Source organism: Rhodocaloribacter litoris (genome assembly GCF_011682235.2).
In the GTDB taxonomy this organism is placed as follows: Bacteria; Bacteroidota; Rhodothermia; order Rhodothermales; family ISCAR-4553; genus Rhodocaloribacter; species Rhodocaloribacter litoris.
The window spans coordinates 3,270,328-3,295,488 of record NZ_CP076718.1; the positions used below are offsets into that span (position 1 = coordinate 3,270,328).

The 25,161-nt window shown below is 69.0% G+C and carries 16 protein-coding genes; 14 read left to right on the forward strand and 2 right to left on the reverse strand.

The window, feature by feature from the left end; all coding sequences use genetic code 11:
• Nucleotides 1-2: 2 nt before the first annotated feature.
• The 14 genes from GQ464_RS13620 to GQ464_RS13685 all read left to right on the forward strand — a co-directional run bounded on the left by GQ464_RS13620 (nt 3) and on the right by GQ464_RS13685 (nt 23,043).
• Entirely contained in the window at nt 3-1,508 is a 1,506-nt protein-coding gene (locus tag GQ464_RS13620) for a right-handed parallel beta-helix repeat-containing protein (protein WP_166974547.1), read from the forward strand.
• Nucleotides 1,509-1,542: 34 nt separating this feature from the next.
• A complete protein-coding gene (gene kduD, locus GQ464_RS13625; protein ID WP_166974544.1) occupies nt 1,543-2,301 on the forward strand; it encodes a 2-dehydro-3-deoxy-D-gluconate 5-dehydrogenase KduD in 759 nt (252 codons plus the stop codon).
• A gap of 57 nt (nt 2,302-2,358) precedes the next feature.
• Nucleotides 2,359-3,186: a 5-dehydro-4-deoxy-D-glucuronate isomerase gene (kduI, locus tag GQ464_RS13630; RefSeq protein WP_166974541.1), complete on the forward strand. Its 828-nt coding sequence runs from the start codon at nt 2,359-2,361 to the stop codon at nt 3,184-3,186.
• Between the two features lie 204 nt (nt 3,187-3,390).
• On the forward strand, nt 3,391-6,339 hold the full coding sequence (locus tag GQ464_RS13635; RefSeq protein WP_228350299.1) for a TonB-dependent receptor: 2,949 nt from the start codon (nt 3,391-3,393) through the stop codon (nt 6,337-6,339).
• 24 nt (nt 6,340-6,363) lie between these two features.
• Nucleotides 6,364-8,580, forward strand: a complete 2,217-nt coding sequence (locus GQ464_RS13640; RefSeq protein WP_166974538.1) for a T9SS C-terminal target domain-containing protein — start codon at nt 6,364-6,366, stop codon at nt 8,578-8,580.
• Between the two features lie 32 nt (nt 8,581-8,612).
• Entirely contained in the window at nt 8,613-9,635 is a 1,023-nt protein-coding gene (locus GQ464_RS13645) for a PorV/PorQ family protein (protein WP_228350300.1), read from the forward strand.
• Nucleotides 9,632-11,122 carry a hypothetical protein gene (locus GQ464_RS13650; protein WP_228350301.1) on the forward strand — a complete coding sequence of 497 codons (1,491 nt, stop codon included), beginning with the start codon at nt 9,632-9,634 and terminating at the stop codon, nt 11,120-11,122. The genes GQ464_RS13645 and GQ464_RS13650 overlap by 4 nt, the downstream gene beginning before the upstream one ends.
• Nucleotides 11,123-11,192: 70 nt before the next feature.
• Entirely contained in the window at nt 11,193-12,767 is a 1,575-nt protein-coding gene (locus tag GQ464_RS13655) for a T9SS type A sorting domain-containing protein (protein ID WP_166974532.1), read from the forward strand.
• Nucleotides 12,768-12,817: 50 nt separating this feature from the next.
• Nucleotides 12,818-15,079, forward strand: coding sequence for a T9SS type A sorting domain-containing protein (locus GQ464_RS13660; protein ID WP_166974529.1), 2,262 nt, complete (start codon nt 12,818-12,820; stop codon nt 15,077-15,079).
• A gap of 162 nt (nt 15,080-15,241) precedes the next feature.
• Entirely contained in the window at nt 15,242-16,714 is a 1,473-nt protein-coding gene (gene uxaC, locus GQ464_RS13665; RefSeq protein WP_166974524.1) for a glucuronate isomerase, read from the forward strand.
• A 16-nt stretch (nt 16,715-16,730) separates the two neighbouring features.
• Entirely contained in the window at nt 16,731-18,785 is a 2,055-nt protein-coding gene (locus GQ464_RS13670; RefSeq protein ID WP_166974519.1) for a PA14 domain-containing protein, read from the forward strand.
• Nucleotides 18,786-18,796: 11 nt separating this feature from the next.
• Nucleotides 18,797-19,999, forward strand: coding sequence for a glycoside hydrolase family 88/105 protein (locus tag GQ464_RS13675; protein WP_166974514.1), 1,203 nt, complete (start codon nt 18,797-18,799; stop codon nt 19,997-19,999).
• A gap of 15 nt (nt 20,000-20,014) precedes the next feature.
• On the forward strand, nt 20,015-21,211 hold the full coding sequence (locus GQ464_RS13680; RefSeq protein WP_166974508.1) for a DUF4861 domain-containing protein: 1,197 nt from the start codon (nt 20,015-20,017) through the stop codon (nt 21,209-21,211).
• Nucleotides 21,211-23,043 carry a pectinesterase family protein gene (locus tag GQ464_RS13685; RefSeq protein ID WP_228350302.1) on the forward strand — a complete coding sequence of 611 codons (1,833 nt, stop codon included), beginning with the start codon at nt 21,211-21,213 and terminating at the stop codon, nt 23,041-23,043. The genes GQ464_RS13680 and GQ464_RS13685 overlap by 1 nt, the downstream gene beginning before the upstream one ends.
• On the opposite strand, the gene ilvA is transcribed toward GQ464_RS13685, so the two are convergent.
• Both ilvA and folD read right to left on the reverse strand, forming a co-directional pair.
• Nucleotides 23,021-24,253 (reverse strand): threonine ammonia-lyase, encoded by a 1,233-nt coding sequence (ilvA, locus tag GQ464_RS13690; protein WP_166974493.1) that lies wholly within the window; start codon nt 24,251-24,253, stop codon nt 23,021-23,023. The genes GQ464_RS13685 and ilvA overlap by 23 nt on opposite strands.
• Complete coding sequence (gene folD, locus GQ464_RS13695; protein ID WP_166974488.1) at nt 24,246-25,121, reverse strand: bifunctional methylenetetrahydrofolate dehydrogenase/methenyltetrahydrofolate cyclohydrolase FolD; 876 nt, start codon at nt 25,119-25,121, stop codon at nt 24,246-24,248. The genes ilvA and folD overlap by 8 nt, the downstream gene beginning before the upstream one ends.
• Nucleotides 25,122-25,161 lie beyond the last annotated feature (40 nt).

Here is a 25,161-nt window from a genome sequence, read left to right on the forward strand (position 1 = left end):
CTATGCGAGGCTGGTTTCTTTTTCTGCTGGTGATGCTGGTGCCGGCGACGGCCGCGGCCCAGCAAACGTACTATGTGGCGCCGGGCGGACGTGCCACGGCGGCGGGCACCCTGGCCGATCCGTTCGATGGCATCCCGACCGCCCTGGCCCATGTGTCACCGGGCGACACGATCTACGTGCGCGGCGGCACCTACGTCTCGCCGGTTCCCATCCGCATCGACCGTACCGGCCTCGAAGGGCAGTATCTCCACATCTGGGCCTATCCCGGCGAGACGCCGGTCTTCGACTTCACCGGCGCCTCGCGCGGGTTCGACCTGCGCGGGTTCTACCTGCACCTGAAAGGGCTCGTGGCCGAGCACGCCGAGGATAACGGTTTTTACCTGAAGGGGGCCTCGTACAATATCCTCGAACAGGTGGTGGCGCGCTACAACGGCGACTCGGGCGTGCAGCTCGAAGACGGCGCCTCGTACAACCTGCTGCTCAACGTGGACTCCTACGGCAACTACGACCCCGGCAACCACGGCGAGAACGCCGACGGCTTCGCCATCAAGTTTGGCGTGGGGCCGGGCAACGTGCTGCGGGGGTGCCGGGCCTGGGGCAACTCGGACGACGGGTACGACTTCTGGTCGCGGGACGATCCCGGGCAGCAGGGCGTCACGGTGGAGGACAGCTGGGCCTTCAAGAACGGCATCAACGTGTGGGACGACCCGGGCTTTCAGGGGGATTCGAACGGCTTCAAGCTCGGGCACGGGCCGGGCCCGCACGTCCTCACCGGCAACGTGGCCTGGGGGCACCGGGCCCACGGCTTCGACGTCAACGGCAACCTCAGCGGGGTGACGCTCTACAACAACACGGCCTACCTCAACGGCGGCTACGACTTCTATTTCGACGACGATCCGAACGTGGCCGACGGCGGGCACGTGCTGCGCAACAACCTCGCCTACGGCCGGGTGCGGATGGATGCCACGGTGGTCGATGATGCCGGTAACGCGTGGAATGCCGGCCTGCCGGCCCCGCAGCCGTCCTTCTTCCTGAGCCTCGACGACACCGGCGCCGACGGGCCGCGCGGTCCGGACGGCAGCCTGCCCGTATTGCCCTTCCTCCGCCTGGCCGCCGGCAGCCCCTACATCGACGCCGGCGTGGACGTGGGGCGTCCCTACGAAGGGGCGGCGCCGGACCTGGGCGCCTTCGAGTCGCCGTATGCGACGGGCACGCCGGTGCAGGTGAGCAACGAGGTGCCGGAGCGCCTGTGGCTCGGGGCTCCCTATCCGAACCCGTTCGTCGACCGGGTCCACCTCACGTTCGAAGCCGCCCCGGCGGAGGAGTACCGCCTGCGCATCTTCGACGTGCTCGGGCGTACCGTCACCACGCTCGTCGATGGCGCCGTGGCGCCCGGGCGGCATACGGTCACGTGGGCGGCCGGCGCGCACCTGCCGCCCGGCCTCTACTTTGCCCGGCTGGAGGCCGGCGGGTCGGTACAGGTGGTCCGGCTCGTCAAAGCACGATAGAGCGATCGTTCAAACCAGACCGGAGCAACGACCGATGAAGCTGTTTTCGCTCGACGGCAGGAAGGCGCTGGTCACGGGGGCCAGCCGGGGGCTGGGGCGGGCGATGGCGCTCGCGCTGGCCCGTGCCGGGGCGGACGTCGTCTGTGCCGGCACCACCCGCCGCGGAACCGACGAGACGGCCGCCGCCATCCGGGCCCTGGGCCGCCGCGCCTGGCAGGTGGCGGCCGACCTTTCCGACCGCGCGGCCCTGCACGCCCTGGTCGAGGAGGTGCAACGGGCCGCCGGCGACATCGACATCCTGGTCAACAATGCCGGCACGATCCGCCGGCACCCGGCCGTCGACTTCCCCGCCGAAGACTGGGACCTGGTGCTGCGCACCAACCTGGACGCCACGTTCTTCCTGAGCCAGGCCTTCGGTCGCGCGATGATGGCACGGGGTGGCGGCAAGATCATCAACGTGGCCTCGCTGCTTTCCTTCACCGGAGGGATCACCGTGCCGGCCTACACCGCCAGCAAGCACGCCGTGGCCGGCCTCACCAAGGCCCTGGCCAACGAGTGGGCCCGGCACAACGTGCAGGTCAACGCCATCGCACCCGGCTACTTCCGCACCGACAACACGAAGGCGCTGCAGGAGGACCCGGTTCGTTCCCGCGAGATCAGCAGCCGGATTCCCGCCGGGCGGTGGGGAGAGCCGGACGACCTCGCCGGCGCCGTCGTCTTTCTGGCCGCCCCGGCCAGCGATTACGTGAACGGCCACATCCTCGTCGTCGATGGCGGCTGGACGGCCCGGTGACGGCAAGGGGCGGTGTGGTCCCTTCTCTTGAGATGACTGCGAACGAATACCGGAACCATGATGCATTACCTGCCTGATCTCGAACGCTTCCGCCGCATGAACACCGAGGAATTGCGTGCCCATTTTCTCGTGTCCGGCCTGTTTCGGCCCGGGCACGTGACGCTGCGCTACATCGACCTGGACCGGCTGGTGCTCGGCGGTGCGGTGCCGGTGGAAGAGGCGCTGCCGCTGGAGGCCGTCGACGCGCTGGCGGCGGCCTATTTCGCCGAGCGGCGCGAGGTGGGCATCCTCAACGTCGGCGGCAGCGGTCGCATCACGGTGGACGGCACACGGTATGCCATGGCGCCCCGCGACGGGTTGTACGTGGGCCGCGGCAGCCGGGAGGTGCGCTTCGAAAGCGATGACCCGTCCCACCCGGCGCGGTTCTACCTGGTCAGCTATCCGGCCCATGCGGCCTACCCGACGACTCCCATCCGCCAGCAGGACGTGGAGCGGGTGGAGCTGGGAACGGACGAAAAGGCCAACCGGCGTCACCTGTACAAGTACATCCATCCGGGTGGGGTGCGGAGTGCCCAGCTCGTCATGGGCATCACCGCGTTGCAGCCCGGCAACGTCTGGAACACGATGCCGGCCCATACGCACGCCCGGCGGACGGAGGTGTACCTGTATTTCGACCTGGCCCCCGACGACGTCGTCTTCCACTTCATGGGCGCGCCGCAGGAGACGCGCAGCCTCGTCGTGCGCAACGAGGAAGCGGCGCTCTCGCCCGGGTGGTCCATCCACGCCGGAGCCGGCACCGGCGCCTACACGTTCTGCTGGGCCATGGGCGGCGAAAACCAGGACTTCGCCGACATGCAGTTCGTCGACATGAAGGATCTGCGTTGACGGGAAGCGGACCCGCTTCCGGGGCAGAGACTTTTTTGAAGAGGCCCGGGAGATTGTCTTGACTTTGTTTGAAGGTTAAGATAGTTTAACCGGTGAAGTTACCGGTTAAGTCCCGGAGCAGAGACGGGAAACAGGGTGGGGTCTTCCGGGCGCGGGCGCCTTTCCCGGCATCCGGTTCACCGGGACGTAGATGGAATGAACGGCATGGCACGCGCATTCGAACAACGCCTGCACGCGCCGGCACGGCAGCCGGAAGCGCTTGTATTCCCGAAGCGCTGGCGCATCGGTGTCCGGAAGCTTGGTCTGGGGATGGTTCTGGCCTTTCTTCCCGTGGCGACGGTCCTGGCGCAGAACGTCGGTCGTATCGCCGGAACGGTGACGGATGCGTCCACCGGGGAGCCGCTGCCCGGCGTCAACGTGGTCGTGGAGGGGACGAGCCGGGGTGCCGCCACGGACGTCGACGGCACCTACTACATCCTGAACGTGCCGCCCGGGCGCTACGACCTGCGGGCCAGCATGGTCGGTTACGAGGCGGCCGTCGTGACGGATGTCATCGTCCATGCAAACCGGACTACCACGGTCGACTTCGTGCTCACCGATGCGGCCATCGGGGCCGGGGAGGTGGTCGTCACCGCCGAGCGCCCGGACGTGGAGCGGGACAAGACGTCCACCAGCTATGTGGTGCGCCCCGAAGAGGTGCAGGCCCTGCCCGGCATCCGCGACATCGGCGACGTGCTCCGGCTGAGCTCCGACGTCGTCGACGGGCACTTCCGCGGCGGGCGGCTGGGCGAGGAGTTCTATTCGGTGCAGGGCATGGGGATCATGAACCCGCTGGACAATTCGGCGGCCTTCATGCCCATCATGAGCGCCGTCGAGGAGGTCGAGGTCATCACGAGCGGGTTCGGGGCGCAGTACGGGAACGCGCAGTCCGGAGTGGTGCGGATCTCGATGAAAGAGGGGGATCGGACGGCCTGGCGCACCCAGGTCGAGGCCCGGGTGCGGCCGCCCGGACGCAAGCACTTCGGCCCCAGTGTCTTCGATCCGGACGACCAGCCCTACCTCCGCCTGTTGCTGGTCGAGGGGGACATCTGGCTGCGTGGGGATCCCGGCTCCGACGATCCGCAGCCGTTCTACGGGGCCATGGCCTCCGGTCTGACGAGCTACTTCGCCGGCGACACCCTGGCCCAGCTCGCCATGGCCCGCGCCCTCTACGAACAGACGCGCCGGGATGCCGGCCGGACGTACGGGCAGAACCTCGACCATTCGGTCGAACTGGCCACGGGCGGCCCCATCAACGACCGGATGCGCATGTTCGTAGCCCTGCGCACGCTCGACCGGTATCCCTTCCTGCCGACGGAACGGCCCGACACCGAGCAGCAGGTGATGGGCAACCTCGTCACGGACCTGTGGGACGGCGCGGCGCTCCGGGTGAGCGGGGGCCTGCTGCACGAGCGGGAAAGTGTCTTCCCGAGCCGGAACAGCGTCGGAGGCTACCAGCAATGGCTGTGGGACCGCGTCGTCGGCCTGCGCTACCGCAAGCGCACCAACGTGCAACTGGGGGCGCGCCTGACGCACGCGCTGAGTCCGAGCACCTACTACGAAGTGCAGCTCAGCACGCTGCAGACCAGCGACGAGGTGGGCTCGACGCCCGTGCCACACACCCTCCCGGATACGGTGAACATCAACTGGTTCGTGGGGACGCTCGCCTTCCCGAACAACAATTCGCCGGACGGGCTCGACTATCAGATCGGCAACCACACGTTTTCCAACGAGAAGAGCCGGACCATCTCGTTCGACGGCTCCATCACGAGCCAGGTCACGGAGGCGCATCTGGTCAACGGGGGCGTGCAGGTCAACGCCTATTCGATCGACGTCGCCAACATGCTCAACGTGCGCACGAGCCGTCTTGCGGAGGACTATACGGCCCGGCCGTTCGAAGCCGCCGTCTACCTGCAGGACAAGATGGAGTTCGAAGGGCTGATCGCCAACGTGGGCCTGCGCCTCGACCTGTGGTACTCCGGGATGGAGTACTACACGGACCTGTATACGCCGTTCGGCTCGCCCGACTCGACCGGCGTGTTCGATCCGGAGGCCGGCACCCGCAGCAAGGCGCCCGTGCACGTGCGCGTGCAGCCCCGGGTGGGCATCTCGTTCCCCGTCACGGCGAGCACCGTCTTTCACCTGAACTACGGGGCGTTCATGCAGCGGCCCTCGTTCCAGTACATCGTCTCCCGGCGGATCGGGCAGGTGGACCGCCGCCCCGACATCCTGGGCAACCCGGCGCTGAAGCCCGAGACGACCAACAGCTACGACATCGGGGTGTTGCAGGGCCTCGGGGCCGGCTTCACGCTGGACGTGAGCGGGTACTACAAGGACGTCAAAAACCTGGTCGAGCAGGCCCAGTTCACCGATGAGCGGGCCGGCTATCAGGTGGCCTCCTTCTTCAACCTGGATTATGCCGACATCCGGGGCTTCCGCATCGCCCTGAACAAGCGGCGGGGGGCCCTGCAGGGGTCGCTGAACTACCAGTACAGCTATGCCACCGGCAAGAGCCCGAACGCCACGGCGGCCTCGCCGCTCTTCAGCCGGGACACCCTGGGCGTCGTCACGAGCGACCTGACGAACGTGCCGACGCGCGACATCATCCTGGACTTCGACCGCACGCACAACCTCATCGTGTCGCTGACCTACCTGACGGGGGACCAGGCCGGGCCCAAGATCGGGAACGTCCGTCCCTTCGCCAACATGTCCTTCTCGGTCTATTCGACGGCCCGGAGCGGCCGGCCGTACACGTCGCCGACGGACATCCGGCTGATCAACACGAAGCGGACGCCGGCCGAGTACAACACCGACGTGAGCATCTCGAAGCATTTTCCCCGCTTTTTCGGGGCGTCGGCCACGTTCTACTTCGAGATCTTCAACCTCTTCAACAACGCCATCCTGAACTACAACTACCTGTTCCGCCGGCCGACGGCGACGAATCCGAACCTGGCGTTGCAGTACTACGAGACGTACGGCATCGAGGACCCGGACAACGGGGTGCGCTACTGGTGGGACAAGGGGCGGCAGGGGCCCTTTGCGGTGGATCAGTCTTTCCTCATCTACAGCAACGAGCCCCGCTCCTACAGTCTGGGCGTGCGGGTGACGTTTTAGCTCGGGCAATCCGTGAGAGTACGCATGAGAAGGTTCGTTTTGATGCTGGGGATGCTGGTCGTGCTGGCCGGCCCGGCCCGTGCGCAGCAGCGCGCGTGGCAGGTGCATACCCGGGGACTGCTGCATCAGACCGTCTTCAACACCGGCGAGCTGGGCCGCCCCTACAGCGCCGGCGGGACGGTGCCGGAGGGGCGCCCGTCGATGGAGTGGCCGCCCCACTCCCGGCTGATCCTGGACCGCCGCAACTACCCGGGGCAGCACAACTCGTTCGGCAGCGGCGTCTGGCTGGCGGCCACGAGGCCGGACGGGACGCGCCAGTACGCGTTCTGCGGGGCGGTCTCGAACACGGACGGCGAGCCGGTGCCCGTCGTCGGGGTCTACAGCACGCCCGTCGAGATACGCCGCATCGAGAACTTCCCGGTGCTCGAGGACGGCTCGCTGAATCCCGCCTTCGACCCGGACGAAGCGGAGGAGATCATCATCGCCGTCTGGGACACGCCGCTGGGCATCCGCGTCACGCGGACGAGCCGGGCCTGGAGCTATCCGGGCTATGACAGCTTCATCATCTACGAGTATGCCTTCGAGAACCGGTCCGGGCAGGTGCTCGAAGACGTCTTCATCACGTTTGCCAACACGTTCGCCCCGTCGATGTTCGGCTACCAGCGGATCCACGGGGACTGGACGGAGGCCTCGTTTCGGGGGCAGCCGCCGGCGGGGCTCGGGGATCATTTCGCCCGGTTCGATCTGAAGCGCTGGATGACCTACAACCACGAGCGCAACGGGCTGCCCGATCCCGACTTCTTCGATGCGTGGTCCGTGCCGGGCGGGCGGGGCGGCCTGAACTCGCCGCAGGCGGTGGGGCTGATGGTGCTCCACTACGACTACGAGCACCTCGCCACCCGGGATCAGACCCGCCAGGTTTTCCTCGTCCCGGCCGACAGTGCGGGCATGTGGGATCGCAACGGCAAGGCCAAGCAGCCCTTCCTGCTGCGCTATGAGAATGGCAACCTCTACGAGGGCAAGATCGCCACGTGGATGGATCCCCGGCTGCGCCGCAAGACGGGCATCTGGCAGAGTCCCCAGGACTCGACGCGGTTCAGCGAGCAGTTCGACCCCGACCTCTGGTCCTACTGGAAGGGGCGCACGAGCACGTCGAACAACCTTTCGTGGTGGCAGCCCGTGGCCCGGGCCTACGGGTTCTTTCCCTACTACATGGAGCCGGGTAGCACGGTCCGGTTTGCGGTGGCGGAAGTGGTGGGCTACGGCCCCGGCGGGCCGGGCGACCACGTCTATACCGACCTCGGGGGCACCGTGCGTGCCGGTGCCGATGCGGGGGCGCTCTTCAGCCCGGTCCCCAGCTGGTACGACGTCCTCGAATACCCGCACCTGGGCAGCGACGGAACCATCGGGAGCACCTACCTGCGGGATCATCCGCTGCCGTGGTACGTGACGCCCCCGGTCGTGTCGATCCGGGATGTGGCGGACCGGGCCATCGAGATGTACACGGGGCGGCTCCTCGTCAAGCACGACACGGTGCAGTATGAGCCGCTCGACGCGCCGCCCACGGGGCGGTACAACACCGTGCCCATCCCCGTCCCCGCCCCGGCCATCCGGATCGAGAACACGAGCGCGGCGGCCAACCGGATCGTGTGGGGGCCCCAGGTCGAATCGTTCTCGACGCCCCGTCTGCGGGCTCCGCTGGATCATTACGAGGTGCTCCGGGCGCCGCATCCGCTGGGACCCTGGACCGTCATCGCGCGGGTGACGCCGGGCGACCCGCAGTACTTCCAGGACGGCGAGTACCGCGTGCTCGACCCCGAGAGCAACCTGGGGGACGAGGTGGCCTATGCCGTGCGCTCGGTGGACGTGGAGGGGGGCAAGAGCGGCTGGACCAACCTGACCGTGCACGAGACGCAGGCCCCGCCGGCCGAGCGCCTGGGCAAGGTCTACGTGGTGCCGAACCCCCTGGTCGTCACGAGCGGCCTCTCCGGCGCGGACCGCGGCGGCGACATCGCGGACCGGATCCAGTTCATGGGCCTCACGAGCCGGTGCACGATCCGCATCTTCTCCTATACCGGCCAGCTCATCCAGACGATCGAGCACGACCGGGCCTCCTTCGGCAATCCCTGGTACCAGCTTTCCTTCAACAACCAGGTCATCGCCTCGGGCATCTACTACTTCGTCGTGGAGGATCACGCCACGGGGGAAAGGGCGACCGGCAAGTTTGTCGTCATTCACTGATAGCTATGGGCAGAACGGCGATGTGCACGAAAATGAAAGCCCTTCTGGGAGTCGTCGCGCTCCTCTTGCCGTGTGCGGGAACGGGGATGGCCCAGAAGGTGGGCAGCACCTCGATGCAGTTTCTGAAGGTCCTGCCTTCGGCCCGAGCGGCCGCCCTGGGCGAGGCCTACAGCGTCTGGGCCGCCGGGGCAGAGGCGGTCTTCTGGAACCCGGCCGGCCTGGCCCGCTCGCAGCGGCATGAGGTTTCGCTGACCTATACGGACTGGCTGTTCGATGCCCGGCAGGGGGCCTTCTCCTACGCACACCACCTCGGCTCACTGGGGGCCGTCGGGTTCCAGGTGCAGTACGTGGATTTCGGGGTGTTCGAGGAGACGACGAACGAGCGGCCCCACATCAGCAACCCCGATCAGCCCGGCATGACGGGGCGGACGTTCCGGCCTTTCAGCTACGTGGTCGGCCTCACCTATGCCCGCCACCTCACCGACCGCTTCGCCCTCGGCTTCGGGGCGAAATACGCCCACGAGTCGCTCTTCGACGGGGGAGCCGTGCGGGCTCAGATCCGGCAGAACGTGTTCGACGAAGTGGATACCCGGGCCTCGGCGGTCCTGTTCGACTTCGGCATCCGGTATGAGACGGGCTTCCGGTCGGTGCAGATCGCTTCGGCCGTGCAGAACTTCGGCCCCGACGTGCGCTATGCGGTCGAGTCGTATCCCGTTCCGCTGCTGTTTCGGGTGGGGATCGCGGCCGACCTGGTCGGGCCGGACGGGCTGCTGGCCGGGGGACGGGAGGACAGCCAGATCCGGGCCGCATTCGACCTCTTTCATCCCAACGACTATGCGCAGCAGATGCATTTCGGGATGGAATACGAGTTCATGCACCTGCTCTCCCTGCGGGCGGGATACAAGTTTTTCTACGACGCGGACGGGCTGACGCTCGGGGCCGGGCTGCGGTACGCGCTGGGGGCCGCCGGCGTGGCGATCGACTACAGCTACGGCTCGATGGGGGATTACCTGAGCGGGGTTCAACGTTTCAGTTTGATGATCGTGATTCCATGAACCGAGACCGGCATTACTGGATTCTGACGGCGGTTGCCTGTCTGGCGTGCCTGGCCTGGCCGGCCGCGACGGTGCGGGCGCAGGGATACGGAGGGCCGCTGACGGTGCAGGGATTGCACCAGCAGCACAACCCGTCCGCCGCCTCCCGCGCGTTCGGCGGGGTGACGATCGGGGCCGGAGGCGATCTGGGCCTGATGTTCGCCCACCCGGCGGCGCTGCACGGAGTGCAGGGGTTGCAGGTTTCGGTGGCCGGTTACCACCGCACCCGGGATCTGCGCCAGGAGCAGCACTATGCTCCCGTGCGCTACTATCCCAACCTGAGCCTGCTGCTCGAAAACCGGACGGATGCGATCCCCGACCCGGATCCGGAGCTGGTCGGTTTCACGCCGGCGGACTCCGTGCAGCGGCCTTACGACGACCTCTCCCCGAACTGGTCCCGGGATCGGACGGACAGCCGCCCGCTGCATGTGCTGCTGGCCGTTCCCTTCTCGCTGGGCGGTCTGCGGCTGGCCGCGGGGCTCGGTACGATCCAGTATGCGAACCTGGATCACTACTACCAGAACAACAACGTCCTCGACCCGGCCGTGCTCGCACAGCGGCCCCTGCCCACCCTGCGCCCCACGGACGACAACCCGGTGACGGTCGACTGGTACCAGGCGATCCGATCCCGCCAGGGGACGATCGACGGCTACGGCGGGGCGCTGGCCGCGCACCTGCCACGCCTCAACCTCTCACTCGGCGCCGGCGCGCTGCGCCTGCGCGGCGAGAGCGACGACTTCGAGCAGCGCCGTGAACGGGGGCGGCTCACGTTCCTGGCCAACGAGTTCCGGGCCGATTCGAGCGGGGGGCAGGTCACCCGCATGGGGACGTCCCGCTTCTCGGCCACCGAGTGGAGCTTCAGCGCGGAGCTCTCCGGCCGGTATGCCAGCCTGGGGATTACCCTGCATCCCCCCACGGCCTTCACACGGGAGTACACGCAGGCCGTCGAGGCCGACACCGCCGGGAGCTTCCACACCTGGACCGTCGACGGGGAGGATCGCTTCCGGTTGCCCTGGCGGGGCACGGTGGGCGTGTCGCTCCGGCCGCGCGAGCAGTTGCGCGTCGGCTTCGAGTACGTGTTCCGCCCGTACGCCCGGGCGACGTACACCCCGGCGGCGGGCGAGGCGACGACGCCCTGGCTCTCGGCCCGCCTGTTCCGTTTCGGTATCGCGTATGAGCCGGCGGACTGGCTGGTCTTCCGCGGGGGGATGCGGAGCGAGGCCGACGTGTTCGAACCCGAAGGCAGCGCGCTCGTCGGGGAGCCCGTCACCTACCGGGTTTTCTCCGTCGGCTTCGGGCTCTCCTTCCGGGGCATCCGGTGGGACGTCACGTACGAAGGCGGCCGCATGAAGTACGAAGACATCTGGGGCAGTGCCCTCAGCAAGAACACCGACGTGCGGCACGTCCTGGCGACGAACCTCTCGTTCACGCTTCCGGTCTCTCGATAGCCGGCCTGTGCGGCCCGTCGCCGGACCTCACCCATACGCACACCACAAACGATAACGCAGGAGGTGCAACATGAGAAAGACGGTTACGACGCGGTCGGTAGGGGCCGCACTACTCGGCATGTTCATGGGGGTCCTGCTCGCGGCGCCGGTCCGGGCCCAGTCGGAGGGGGACTATCGCACGCGGGACAGCGGCAACTGGAGCAACGCGCAGATCTGGGAGCGCTTCAACGGGTCCGCCTGGGTGGCCGTTGCGACGCCGCCCTCCGGGAGCGAGGTGATCACCGTGCGGGAGGCGGACTCGGTCTACGTGGACGTCGAGACCACGCTCACCGGGCATCTCGTCAACCAGGGCATCGTGGACACGGACAGCCTGCTGACCATCGGCGACGGCGGGGTCTACGAGCACGCCCGTGACGAAGGCAAGATCCCCCGGGTGATCTGGGCCGAAGGCTCCACGTTGCTCATGACCGGGGTCGTTGCCACGGCACCGGCGGACCGGAACCAGAACTACTACCACGTCACCTTCAACACGCCGGGCCTGCTCTCCAACCTCAACATGGCCCTCGACGAAGCCACCATCGGGGGAGACATTCGCGTGCTCGACACCGGCCTGGCCCGGTGGTACCTGACCACCGCCTCCCCCAACGACACCTCCACCGTGACGATCATGGGCAACGTCTACGTGGAGAACGGGGCCTTCTCGGTGCATGGGACCAGCAATGCCGGGACCACCTTCATCGTGCATCACTACGGCAACATCGAGGTGACGGGCGGCAACTTCTCCATCAGCCGCGGCTCGCAGGGCCTCGGCACGACGACCTGGTACCTCTACGAGGGCGATTTCTTCATGGCGAACGCCACGACGCAGAGCTCCACGATCACCCCGGGCGGGGCGAAGTTCGTCTTTGCCCGGCAGGGTCGCCAGACACTCACACTCGAGAACGTGGAGTTCTCGGCCCTGCCCATCGAGGTCAGCAGCGGCACGACCCTGGACATGGGCCTGAGCAAGCTGGGCGGAAGCGGCGACTTCACCCTGAAGGAAGGCGCCGGGCTCGCCACGGCCCTGCCGGGCGGCGTCGCCGAGATCTTCACGGACGTCGCCGGGGTGGTCACGCTCGAGGATAACGCCAGTTTCGAGTTCAACGGCACGGAGGCGCAGGTGACCAGCACGGCGATGCCGGCGGTCGTGCAGGACCTGGTGATCGACAACGCGGCGGGGGTGACGCTCTCGCAGGAGACGACGATCAACGGGGTGCTGGTGCTGCGAGCCGGTGTCTTCGACAACACGATTCCCTTCACACTCGGGAGCGGGGCCTCGATTTCGTTCGAGGGGGGCAGCCTGCTGATCCCGGTCGCCAGCGAGGTGGAAGGAGAGCTGCCCCGGGTGTTCTTCGTGGACCAGAATTACCCCAACCCCTTCAGCACCTCGACGGTGATTCGCTACGGCCTGCCCGTGGCCTCGGAGGTGACGGTGCGGGTGTACGACCTGCTGGGCCGGGAGGTGCGGACGGTGCATGAAGGCAGCAAGCCGGCCGGCGTGCACGAGGTGGTTCTGGAGGCCCGTGAACTCGGCGCCGGCCTGTATCTCTACCGGGTCGAGTCGGCTGGCCGTTCCGTTTCGCGGCAGATGGTCGTGATCCGTTGAAAAACCACCGCCTACGCAAGAACCGGATGGATACACACAGGGAGGACGTCATGAGAATCGTATTGACTATCGCTACTGCTCTATGGCTGCTGAGTCCCGGTCTGGCCAACCGGGCCCAGGCCCAGCAAGCCGGGGACTATCGCGCCGTGGCAAACGGCACCTGGAGCGCCGCCGCCACCTGGGAAACCTTCGACGGGACGAACTGGGTGGCCGCCGCCACGGCGCCAACCGGCTCGGAGACGATCACCATCGCCGGGGACGACACCGTCCGCGTCGACGCGGCCGTGACCGTGACCGGCTACGTCCGGGTGGCCGAGGAGGGCGTGCTGCTCGTCGACGGGGGCTCGTTGCAGTTCGCCGACGGAAGCACCTACGAACACGCCCGCGACGGCGGGGATCTGCCGTCGGCCGAATGGGCGGCCGGCTCCACCTACCTGCTGACGGGCACCGAGCAGGACGCACCGGGGAACCGCAACCAGAACTTCCACCACCTCACCATCAACACGCCCGCGCTGGGGCGCAACCGGGACCTCGGCCTCAACGGTGTCACCATCGGCGGGGACATCCGGGTCATCAGCACGGGCAGCAACCGGTGGCAGTTGACCTCGGCGTCCGCCGGCGACTCGTCGGTCGTGACGATCCTCGGCGACGTTTACGTCGAGGACGGCCAGTTCGCCGTGCAGGGGACCGGCAACGCCCTCACCACCTTCATCGTGCATCACTACGGCAACATCGTCGTCACCGGGGGCAACTTCTCCGCCGCACGGGGCTCGCAGGGCAGCGGCTCCGGCACGACCACCTGGTACCTCTACGGGGGTAACTTCACCCTGTCGAACGCCGCCACGCAGAACTCGAACCCCACTCCGGGCAACGCCCGCTTCGTCTTCGCCGCAAACGGGACGCAGCAACTGGCTTTCGAGAACGTCGACTATGCCGGCGGGCAGGTTCATTTCGAGGTGGCGGACTCCACCATGCTGGAGATCGGAGACGGGTTTGCCCTGAACGGCTGGCTCATCAACCGCGGAGAGGTGACCCCGCTCGGGACGCTGACGGTCATGGATGGCGCCGTCTACGAGCACGCCCGCAACGGAGGAACCGTCCCTTCGGCGACGTGGATGGAGGGCTCGACGGCCCTGTTCACCGGCATCACGACGGACGCCCCCGAAAACCGCGGGCAGGATTACCATCACCTCACGCTCGACACGCCGGACCTGGCCTCGAACCGGGACCTGGGCCTCGACGGGCACACGATCGGCGGCAACCTGTCGGTCCTCAGTTCCGGCAGCGCCCGCTGGCGCCTGGTGGGCGGAAGCTCCGGCACGGTGGTGATCAAGGGCGACCTGATCGTGCGCGACGCAAGCTTCGAGACGCAGGGTACCAGCAGCCCCACCGACGTGGTGGTCGAGCACTACGGAAACGTGGACGTCGACGGCGGTGAGTTCTCCATCAGCCGGGGCTCGCAGGGCAGCGGTACCGGCACGACCCTCTGGTACCTCTACGGAGGGAACTTCACGATGGCAAACGCCCGGACGCGGAACTCGAACCCCACCCCGGGCAATGCCCGCTTCATCTTCGCCGGGGGCGGGACACAGCACCTGACCCTGGGCGCGGACAACCAGATCGACGACCTGTCGGTGGAGGTGTCGGACTCGACGACCCTCGACGTGGGTACGAGCGAGATCGGAGGAGCCGGCGTGTTCATCCTGCAATCCGGAGCCACGCTGGCCACGGCACACCCGGACGGGGTGGCCGGATCGATCCAGACGAGCGGCCCCGTGACCCTGCCCGACGACGCCCGTTTCGAGTTCAACGGCACGGAGGCGCAGGTGACCAGCACGGCGATGCCGGCGGTCGTGCAGGACCTGGTGATCGACAACGCGGCGGGGGTGACGCTCTCGCAGGAGACGACGATCAACGGGGTGCTGGTGCTGCGAGCCGGTGTCTTCGACAACACGATTCCCTTCACACTCGGGAGCGGGGCCTCGATTTCGTTCGAGGGAGGCAGCCTGCTGATCCCGGTCGCCAGCGAGGAAGAGGCGGACCTCCCGTCGGAGTTCGCCCTGTATCCGAACTACCCCAACCCCTTCAGCACCTCGACCCTGATCCGCTTCGACCTGAAGGAAGCGGCGCACGTGACCCTCACGGTCTATGACGTCACGGGGCGGGAGGTGGCTGAACTGATGAACGATCAACGGGGGCCGGGTCGCTATCAGGTCGAATGGAACGCGGCCGGCCTGTCCAGCGGCGTCTATTTCTACCGGATCCGTGCCGGCTCGTGGCAGGAGACGCGGAGCCTGCTGCTGGCCCGATAGGCCGGCCCGGTTCCGGTACCATGCCGGCCAGGGTGCCTGCTGCGATCGTATGGGTCCCCCGGTCGCAGCAGGCGCCGCCGGCTTATTGCCCGGTGCTTTACGCCTCCCGTAAGGCGCCGGAAGGTGTGTCATGCCTGTCCCTTTTCTCTGAAGACTTGATCCGTGGAACCGCTCGAACTGCATCCCGACCGTTTTTTCGACCCGGACCCGTCGATCCGCCGGATCGCCCGCACGCTCTACGAGGAGGTGCGCGACCTGCCGCTCGTCTGCCCGCACGGGCACGTCCCGCCCGAACTGCTCGACCACAACGAGCCCTTCCCCGAGCCGACCTCGCTGCTGATCATCCCGGACCACTACATCTTCCGGATGCTCTACGCGCAGGGGGTGCCGCTCGAAGACCTGGGCATCCCCACGCGCGACGGCACGCCGGTCGAGACCGACCCGCGGGCCATCTGGCAGCGGTTTGCCGCACGCTACCACCTCTTTCTCGGCACGCCGACGCGGGCCTGGCTCGACCACGTCTTCTACGAGGTCTTCGGGCTGCGCGTCAAGCTGTCGGCCGAGACGGCGATGCACGTCTATGACCGCATCCTGGAGCAGCTGCAGGATCCGTCGTTTCGGCCGCGGGCGCTCTTCGAACGGTTCAACATCGAGGTGCTCACGACGACCGACGGGGCGGCCGACGCGCTCGTGCACCACCGCAACCTGCGGGCGTCGGGATGGGGCGGGCGGGTGATCCCGTGTTTCCGGCCGGACGCGGTCTTTCGCCTGGCCGCGCCCTCGTGGCGGGCGGAGGTGGCGCGCCTGGCCGAGGCGGCGGGGATGGACATCGCCGGGTACGCGGACTTCATCCGCGCGCTGGAGGTGCGGCGGGCCTTTTTCAAGGAGATGGGGGCGACGTCGACGGATCACGCGGTGCTGGAGCCGTACACGGAGCGGCTGTCCGAGGCGGAGGCGTCGCGGCTGTTCGAGCGGGGGCTCCGGGGGCGTGCCACGGCAGAGGACCAGCGCCGGTTCGAGGCGCACCTGCTCATGGAGATGGCGCGCATGAGCGTCGAGGACGGGCTGGTGATGCAGTTGCACGCGGGAGCGTTTCGGGACCACAACGAGGCGGTGTATCGCCGGTTCGGGCCGGACAAGGGCGGAGACATCCCGGTGGCGACGGAGTACACGCGCAACCTCCGGGCGCTGCTGAACGCCTACGGGACGGACCCGCGCTTCACGCTGGTGGTGTTCACGCTGGACGAGAGCACGTATGCGCGGGAGCTGGCGCCGATGGCAGGTCATTACCCGGCGATGCGGCTCGGACCGGCGTGGTGGTTTTTCGACAGCATCGAGGGGATCCGGCGCTACCGGGAGTGGACGACGGAGACGGCGGGGGTGTACAACACGGCCGGGTTCAACGACGACACGCGGGCGTTTCTGTCGATACCGGCGCGCCATGATCTGTGCCGCCGGGTGGATGCGAACTACGTGGCGGGCCTGGTGGCGCGTCATCAGGTGGACCTGTCGGATGCCCGCCGGATGGTTCGTGCGATGGCGTACGATCTGGCGCGGGAGACGTACCGGCTGGGCGATGCCGCGCCGGCGCCGGCTCCGTCGCGGGACGGTGCGGCCGGCGCACGCGATGACTGAACGGGGATTCCGGGCGATGCGGTGGCAAGGCACCATACGGCTCCTGGCGGCGGCGTGGTTGCTGGCCGGGTGGGCCCTGCCGGGGGCGGCTCAGGAGGGGCCGCGCCGGCTCCCGGCCTTTCCCGGCGCCGAGGGCTTCGGGGCCTTCACCGCCGGCGGGCGGGGCGGTGCCGTCTACCGGGTGACGACGCTGGCCGACTACGACGAGGACGAGCCGCCGGTGCCGGGCAGCCTGCGGGCCGCCGTTGAGGCCGAAGGGCCGCGTACCATCGTCTTCCGCGTCGCCGGGTACATCGCCCTGAAACGCCCCCTCGAGATCCATCACCCGCACCTGACCCTGGCCGCCCAGACGGCGCCCGGAGAGGGCATCACGCTGAAGAACTACGGCGTGGAGGTCTATGCCTCCGACGTCATCCTGCGCTACCTGCGCGTGCGCCCCGGCGACACGGCCCACCGCGAGCAGGACGCCATCAACGTCCGGGGGCGCAACGTCATCATCGACCATTGCTCGGTGAGCTGGTCCACCGACGAGGCGCTGAGCGTCATCGGCGCGGCCGACGACGTCACCATCCAGTGGTGCCTGATCGCCGAGAGCCTCAACCGCTCCGTTCACCACAAGGGGGCGCACGGTTACGGCAGCCTCCTGACGGCCACCGGGGACGTCTCCATCCATCACACCGTCTATGCCCTGCACGAGAGCCGCAACCCGCGCCCGAAGGACGTGCGGCTCGACTTCCGCCACAACCTGATCTACGGCTACGGCAACGAGGCCGGTTACAACGGCGAGGACGTCACGCGGATGAACTACGTGGGGAACGTCGTGTGGCCGCTGGCGCATAGCCATGACCCCGCCTGCGGCTTCCGCATCGGCGGGCGGCAGACCCGCGTGTTCGTGGACGGCAACCGGCTGGGCTACGGGCCGTCGGTGCGACGCGATGAGGCCCTGCTGTGCACGACGCGGGACCTGCGCGGGGAGGACGTGCTGGCGGCGGTGACGGTGGACGTGCCGTTCCCCGCCCCCTCGGTGACGCCGGACCCCGCCGCGACGCTGCCGGCGCGGTTGCTCGCCGGGGCCGGGGCCGTTCTGCCCGCCCGCGACGCCGTCGACCGGCGTGTGATGGAGCTGATCCGGGACGGCCGGGGGCGCATCATCGACACGCAGGACGAGGTGGGGGGATGGCCCCCGCTCGCGACGGCCGCGCCGCCGCCGGACGAGGACGCCGACGGCATGCCCGACCCCTGGGAACGGCTCCACGGCCTCGACCCCCGCGACGGCACCGACCACGCCGCCGATGCCGACGCCGACGGCTACACCAACCTCGAAGAATACCTCAACGCGACCGACCCGCGCGATCCGTTCCCCTGGGTGCCCCCGCCGGTGCTCGACCCGCCGCCCGGCACCGCCTTCACCGACTCCGCCCTGACCGTCGTCGTGCGCCCGCCGGAGCCGGGGTGGCCCGTGCACGTCACCCTCGACGGGCGCGAGCCGACCGCCGCCGATCCCCGCTACGAGGCGCCGCTCCGCCTCACCGGCAGCGCGCACGTGCGGGCGAAGGTCGTCCGGGACGGCCTCGTCACGACGGCGGCCTACGGGGCGTACGAGCGCCTGCCCTGGCTGCCGGCGGTGCCGCCGCCGCCGGCCACCGCACCCGGCCTGCGTTACGCCTATTACGAGACCGACGACTGGGACGACGGGCCGCCGCCCGAGGCCCTGACGCCCCGCGACACCGGCCGCGTGGACACCCCGGACCTGTCCGTCGCCCGGCGCTCTCACCACTTCGGCCTGCTCTTCGACGGCTACCTCCGCGTGCCGGAGGACGGCGTCTACACGTTCTTCCTCGAAGACGATTACCACAGCCGCCTCTTCATCGACGGGCGCCTCGTCACGTCCGGCACGGCACCGGGGCAGCCGGGCGGGCAGGTGGCGCTCCGGGCCGGCCTGCACCGTTTCCACCTGCGCATCCTCCAGGAAGGCGGCTATCCGGCGTCTCGTCTCCGCTGGGCCGGTCCCGGCTTCGGACCCGCCCCGATCCCGGCCGGCGTCTTCGTCCATGAACCCGAACGCCCATGATCCCGCCTGCCATGAACCGTTTCATCCTGCTCCTGATCTGCGTCCTCGTCCTCCCGGCCCGTGCCCAGGACGCCCCGGACCCCTCGCCCGTCGAGGAGGCCGGCCGCTGGGCCGTGCGCATGGCCGAATCCTTCATGGCCCGGCGCCCCATCGTCCGCGAGCGCTGGGACTATGAGACCGGCACCGTCCTGCGCGGCATCGAAGAGCTGTGGAAAAAGACGGGCGATGCCCGCTATTTCGACTACATCAAGCAGAACGTGGACGCCTACGTCCGGCCCGACGGCTCCATCGAGACGTACCGGTTCGAAGACTTCAACCTGGACAACATCAACACGGGCAAGCTGCTCTTCCTGCTGCACGAGCGCACCGGCGACCCGCGCTACCGGAAGGCGGCCGACACCCTGTTCGCCCAGCTCCGGCACCAGCCGACCACGAGCGAGGGCGGCTACTGGCACAAGAAGCGGTATCCCTACCAGATGTGGCTCGACGGCCTGTACATGGCCGAGCCGTTCGCCGCGCGCTACCTGCTCACCTGGGGCGACCCCGCCACGGTGGACGAAGGCCTGCGGCACGTGGCCCTGCAATACGCCCTGGCGGCCCGCTACCTGCGCGACCCGGCTACCGGCCTGTTCTACCACGGCTGGGACGAAAAGCGGGTGCAGATCTGGGCCGATTCGCTCACCGGGCGCTCCCCCCACTTCTGGGGCCGCGCCGTCGGGTGGTATGCCATGGCCCTCGTCGACGTGCTCGACGTCTTCCCGAAGGACCACCCGGACTACGGCACGATCCTCGGCATCTTCCGCGACCTGGCCGAAGCCGTGCGCCGGGTGCAGGATCCCGTCACGGGCGTGTGGTACCAGATCCTGGACCTGCCCGCGCGGGAAGGCAACTACCGGGAAGCCTCGGCCAGCAGCATGTTCGTGTATGCACTGGCCAAAGGCGTGCGCATGGGGTACCTGGATGCTTCCTACCTGGCGGCGGCCCGCCGCGGTTTCCGGGGGCTGGTCGAGGAGTTCGTCTCCGTCGAGGACGGCCACGTCAACCTGAACCGGATCGTCAAGGTCGGTGGTCTCGGCGGGGATACGCTCCGCGACGGCTCCTTCGAATACTACATGAGCGAGCCGGTGGTGACGAACGATCCCAAGGGCGTCGGACCCTTCATCCTGGCCGGGGTGGAGATCGAGGCCACGGCCGGCCTGTCTTTAACACCTTGATGGAAGGAGGGTACGATGCGGCTTTCGTTGACGCCGGGGTGGATCGATTCGTGGCTGCTGGCGCTGGCGCTGGCTTGTAGTGCGGTGGCACAGCCCGCGGCCGTCACGGTGCGGGTCGAGAACCCGCTGGCCGAGGCCCGGCCGGACGAGGTCGTCGCGGTGTCGTGGGCGGCGCTGCGGGAGCGCCTGCCGGGGCTGGCGGCCGGGCAGGTGCGCGTGCGAGAAGCCGCCACCGGCCGGGAGATGACGGTGCAGGTCGTCGATGAGGACGGCGACGGGGCGCCCGATGCGCTGCTCTGGCTGGTGCACCTGTGGCCGGAGGAGGTGCGGCACTACGCGGTGGAAGCCGCGGCCCCGGAGCAGACGCCGGTGGCACGGGCCTACGCCCGCCACGACGAGGAGCGCGACGACGTGGCCTGGGAGAGCGACCGCATCGCCTTCCGGGCCTACGGGCAGGGGCTGTGGCAGGCCTCCGCCTACGAGCCGCTCGTCAGCAACGGCATCGACGTCTGGCCCAAGCGCGTCCGCGATCTCGTCCTCGAACGGTGGTACGCCCTGGGCCATGACGCCTACCACGTCGACCGGGGGGAAGGGGCCGACTTCTTTTCCGTGGGGCCCTCGCTCGGTGGCGGCGGGACGGCCGTCTGGCACGCGGGTCGCATGTACCCGGCCCGCAACTTCGCCGCCTACCGGATCCTGGCCCGGGGACCGATCCGCGCCATCGTCGAACTGGTGTACGAACCCTGGGACGCCGGCGGGATGACCGTCTCGGAGGTGAAGCGCATCACCATCGACGCCGGGCAGCACCTGTTCCGTGCCGAGAGCGTGTATGCGGCCGAAGGGGCCGACTCGCTGTCGTTCGTCGTCGGGTTCGTCAAGCGACCGGAAGGGGTCGTCGGGGCCATGCGCCGGGAAGGGGACTGGGCCTGGCTGAGCACCTGGGGACCGGTCGAGCGCAAGAACGGCGGGCATGGCCACCTCGGCACCGCCGTCCTGATGCCGGCGGCGCGGCTGGCGGGCGTGCACGAGACGGAGGATCACTACCTGGCACAGGCCCGCGCCCGGTCCGGCGAGCCCGCCGTCCATTACGTCGGCGCCGGGTGGACGGCCTCCGGCGACTTCGACCGGGTGGAGGACTGGTGGGCCTACCTCGACGCCTTCGGCCGCCGGCTGGCCGCCCCGCTTCGTATCACCCTGCTGCCTTCGGAATGATGAATGCACTGCGTGGATGGCCCCTCCTGCTGCGCTGGGGCCTGCTCGCCGGGCTTCTGCTCGGGCTCGGAGGCCCGCCGCGGCCCATCACCGTCTTTCTGGCCGGCGACTCGACGATGGCCGAGAAGCGGGCGGATCGCCGCCCGGAAACCGGCTGGGGAGAGGCCCTGCCGGCCTTCTTCGACACGACGCAGGTGCGGGTGGAGAACCATGCCCGGAACGGGCGCAGCACCCGGACCTTCATCGAGGAAGGGCGGTGGCAGGCTCTGATCGAGCGGGTGCAGCCCGGCGACTACGTCTTCATCCAGTTCGGCCACAACGACCAGTCCGAGGCCAAGCCGGATCGCTACACCCCGCCGGAGGCGTTTCGGGGTAACCTGATCCGGTTCGTCCGGGACGTGCGGGCGCGGGGCGGCGAGCCGGTGCTCGTGACGCCGGTCGTGCGCCGTCGTTTCGATGCGGAAGGGCGGTTCTACGACGTGCACGGCGTCTACCCGGACCTGGTGCGGAGTGTGGCCGTGACCTACGGCGTGCCGCTGGTGGACCTGCACCGGGCCAGCGCCGGCCTGCTGCGGGAGCTGGGGCCGGAAGGGTCGAAGCGCCTGTTCCTGCACCTGAAGCCGGGGGCGCATCCGAACTACCCGGACGGGCTGGAAGACGACACCCACTTTTCCCCGGCCGGGGCGCGGGCCATGGCAGAGCGGGTCGTGCAGGAGGTCCGGGCGCTCGGCCTGCCCCTGGCGGCGCACCTGCGCACGCCGCCGCCCCCGCCGCCCCTGCACGACGCCGTCGTGGATGCACGGCACGCCGGCCCGCCCGGCGCCTTCGTCGACGGCGTGCCGGTCTATGCCACGCTCGGCGACGCCCTGGCGGCGGTGCCGGTCGACAACGACCGGCCCTTCGTGATCTTCATCCGGCCCGGGCGGTACCGCGAGAAGCTCACCATAGACCGCCCCCACGTCCACCTCGTCGGCGCGCAGCGGGACGCGACGGTCCTCACCTTCGACGCCTCGGCGGACACGCCGGCCCCCGGCGGCGGCACGTATGGCACCGAGGGCAGCTTCACCCTCCGCGTGACGGCCCCCGGCTTCCGCGCCGCGAACCTCACCATCGAGAACGCCTTCGACTATCCCGCCAACGCGGCCCTACCCGACGACGACCCCGCTCGTGTGCGGAACCCGCAGGCCGTCGCCCTCATGACCGCCGGCGACAGCGACCGGGCCGTCTTCGAAGACTGCGTCATCTCCGGCTACCAGGACACCCTCTTCCACGACGCCGGCCGCGCTTACTTTCACCGGTGCCGCATCGAAGGCCACGTCGACTTCATCTTCGGCGCGGGGCAGGCCGTTTTCGAGGACTGCGACATCGTCTCGCGCAACCGCCCCGGGAAGGACCCGACGGGGTACGTCACGGCGCCGAGCACGCCGGTGGCCCATCCCTACGGCTTCCTGTTCCTGCGAAGCCGCTTCCTCAAGGCGTCGCCGGACGTGCCGCCGGCCTCCGTGCGGCTGGGGCGTCCCTGGCACCCGTCCGCCGACCCGCACGTCAACGGCAGCGCCGTCTTCATCGGCTGCTTCATGGACGACCACCTCGGGCCGGACGGCTATGCCCCCATCTCCAGCCGGAACGCCGAAGGCGAGCGGATCTGGTTCGATCTGGAGCCCGGATCGCGTTTCTTCGAGTACGGGAGCTACGGCCCGGGTGCCGTCACCGGCCCGCGCCGCCCGGCGTTGACCGGGGCCGCGGCGGCCTGGTACACGCCGCGTCAGGTGCTCGGCGGGTGGGACCCGCACGGGCCCGGGGCGCCGGTCAGGTCAGTACCTGGCAGGTGAGGTGGCGCTCGGCCAGGGCCTGCCGGATGGCGTCGATGTGCTCCCGTCCGGGCGTGCGGAAGGTGATGGTGATGCGGACGTGCCCGATGGGGACAGCCGTGGTGAAGCGGTCGTGCTCGACCGACTCGATGTTGGCCTGCAGGCCGGCCAGGATGTCGAGCAGGAGCTGGAGGCTTCCGGGCTTGTCGGGCATGTCCACGGCAATGCGGGCACGCAGGCCCGTGTGCAGGAGGCCCCGCTCGATGATCTGCGTCAGCAGGCCCAGGTCTACGTTGCCGCCGCTGAGGATGACGGCGACGCGCCGGCCGGGGCACGTCACGGCGCCGGCAAGGAGAGCCGCCAGCCCGACGGCACCGGCCGGCTCGACGAGCAGCTTGGCCCGTTGCAGGAGCAGGTAGAGGGCATAGGCCGTGTCGCTGTCGGGCACCGTTACTACCTCGTCCACGTAGGCCTGCGCCAGCGCGAACGTCAGCCGGCCGGGCGTCTTGACGGCGATCCCGTCGGCGATCGTCGAGAGGCTGGTGGCCGGGACGAGGTGGCCGGCCTCGAGGGAGCGTTTCAGGGCGGGGGCTCCTTCGGCTTCCACCCCCACGATCCGTACGGAGGGGCGCAGGTGCTTCAGGGCCACGGCCACGCCGCCGATGAGCCCGCCGCCGCCCACGGGACAGAGCACCACGTCCACGTCGGGCAGGTCGTCGTAGAGTTCGAGGCCGAGCGTGCCCTGCCCGGCGATGATGTCTTCGTCGTCGAAGGCGGGGATGTACGTCTTGCCGTGTTCCTCGCAGAAGGCGCGGGCCGCCTCGTACGCCTCGTCGTACGTCCGGCCCACCAGGCGCACCTCGGCGCCGTAGGCCCGTGTCGCCTGGATCTTGGCCGGCGGCGCGAAGACCGGCATGAAGACGGTGCTGGCGATGCCGTGTGCGGCGGCCGAGAAGGCCACCCCCTGCGCGTGGTTGCCCGCCGAGGCACAGACGACACCGCGGGTCCGCTCGCCGGGGGTGAGCCGGCTGATCCGGTAATAGGCGCCGCGCAGTTTGAAAGAGCCTGTGCGCTGGAGGTTTTCGAGCTTGAGGAACACGTCGCTGCCCGTCATCTCCGAGAACGTCTTCGAGCGGATCAGCGGCGTGTGCCGGGCGACGGCCCGCACCGTCTCCCGGGCCGCCACGAGGTCCTCGAAGACCGGGCGCAGGGACGGAGGGACGTCAGGCATCGGAGCGGCGGGCAGCAGCCAGCGTGTTCTTCAGCAGCATGGCGATGGTCATCGGGCCGACGCCGCCCGGCACCGGCGTGATCCATCCGGCTTTCTCCTGCACCGCCTCGAAGTCGACGTCGCCCACGAGCCGGTAGCCGCGCGGGCGTGTGGCGTCCTCCACCCGGTTGATGCCCACGTCGATGACGACGGCACCGGGCTTGACCATCTCGGCCGTGACGAAACGGGCCCGCCCGATGGCGGCGATGAGCAGGTCGGCCTCCCGCGTCAGCGCCGGCAGGTCTCGCGTCCGGCTGTGGCAGACCGTGACGGTGGCATCGACGCCCTTCTGGAGGAGCAGGTTGGCCATCGGCTTGCCCACGATGTTCGAGCGGCCCAGCACCACGGCCCGCCGCCCCCGCGTCTCGATGCCGTGCCGGCGGATCATCTCCATGATCCCGGCCGGCGTGCAGGGCAGAAAGCGCGGCTCCCCGATGACGAGCTTCCCGACATTGACCGGGTGGAAGCAGTCCACGTCCTTTTCCGGCGCGACGGCCAGGATCACCTTCTGCTCGTCGATGTGGCCGGGCAGGGGGAGCTGGACCAGGATGCCGTCGACGCCGTCGTCGCGGTTCAGCTCGTCGATGACGCGCAGCAGCTCGGCCTCCGGGATGGAGGCGTCGAAGTGCAGGGTCTGGGCGTCGATGCCGGCTTCCAGGGCGGCTTTCTGCTTGCCGCGCACGTACGAGGCCGAGGCCGGGTTGTCGCCCACGAGGACGACGCGCAGGCAGGGGGGGCGGTGGCCGGCGGCCGTCCAGGCCTCCACGTCGGCGCGGACCTCTGCCCGCACCCCGGCTGCCAGCGCCTTTCCGTCGATCAACTGTGCCACGGGTTTCCAGCCGATGGTTGAAGGGTCGTGGCGAAGGTAA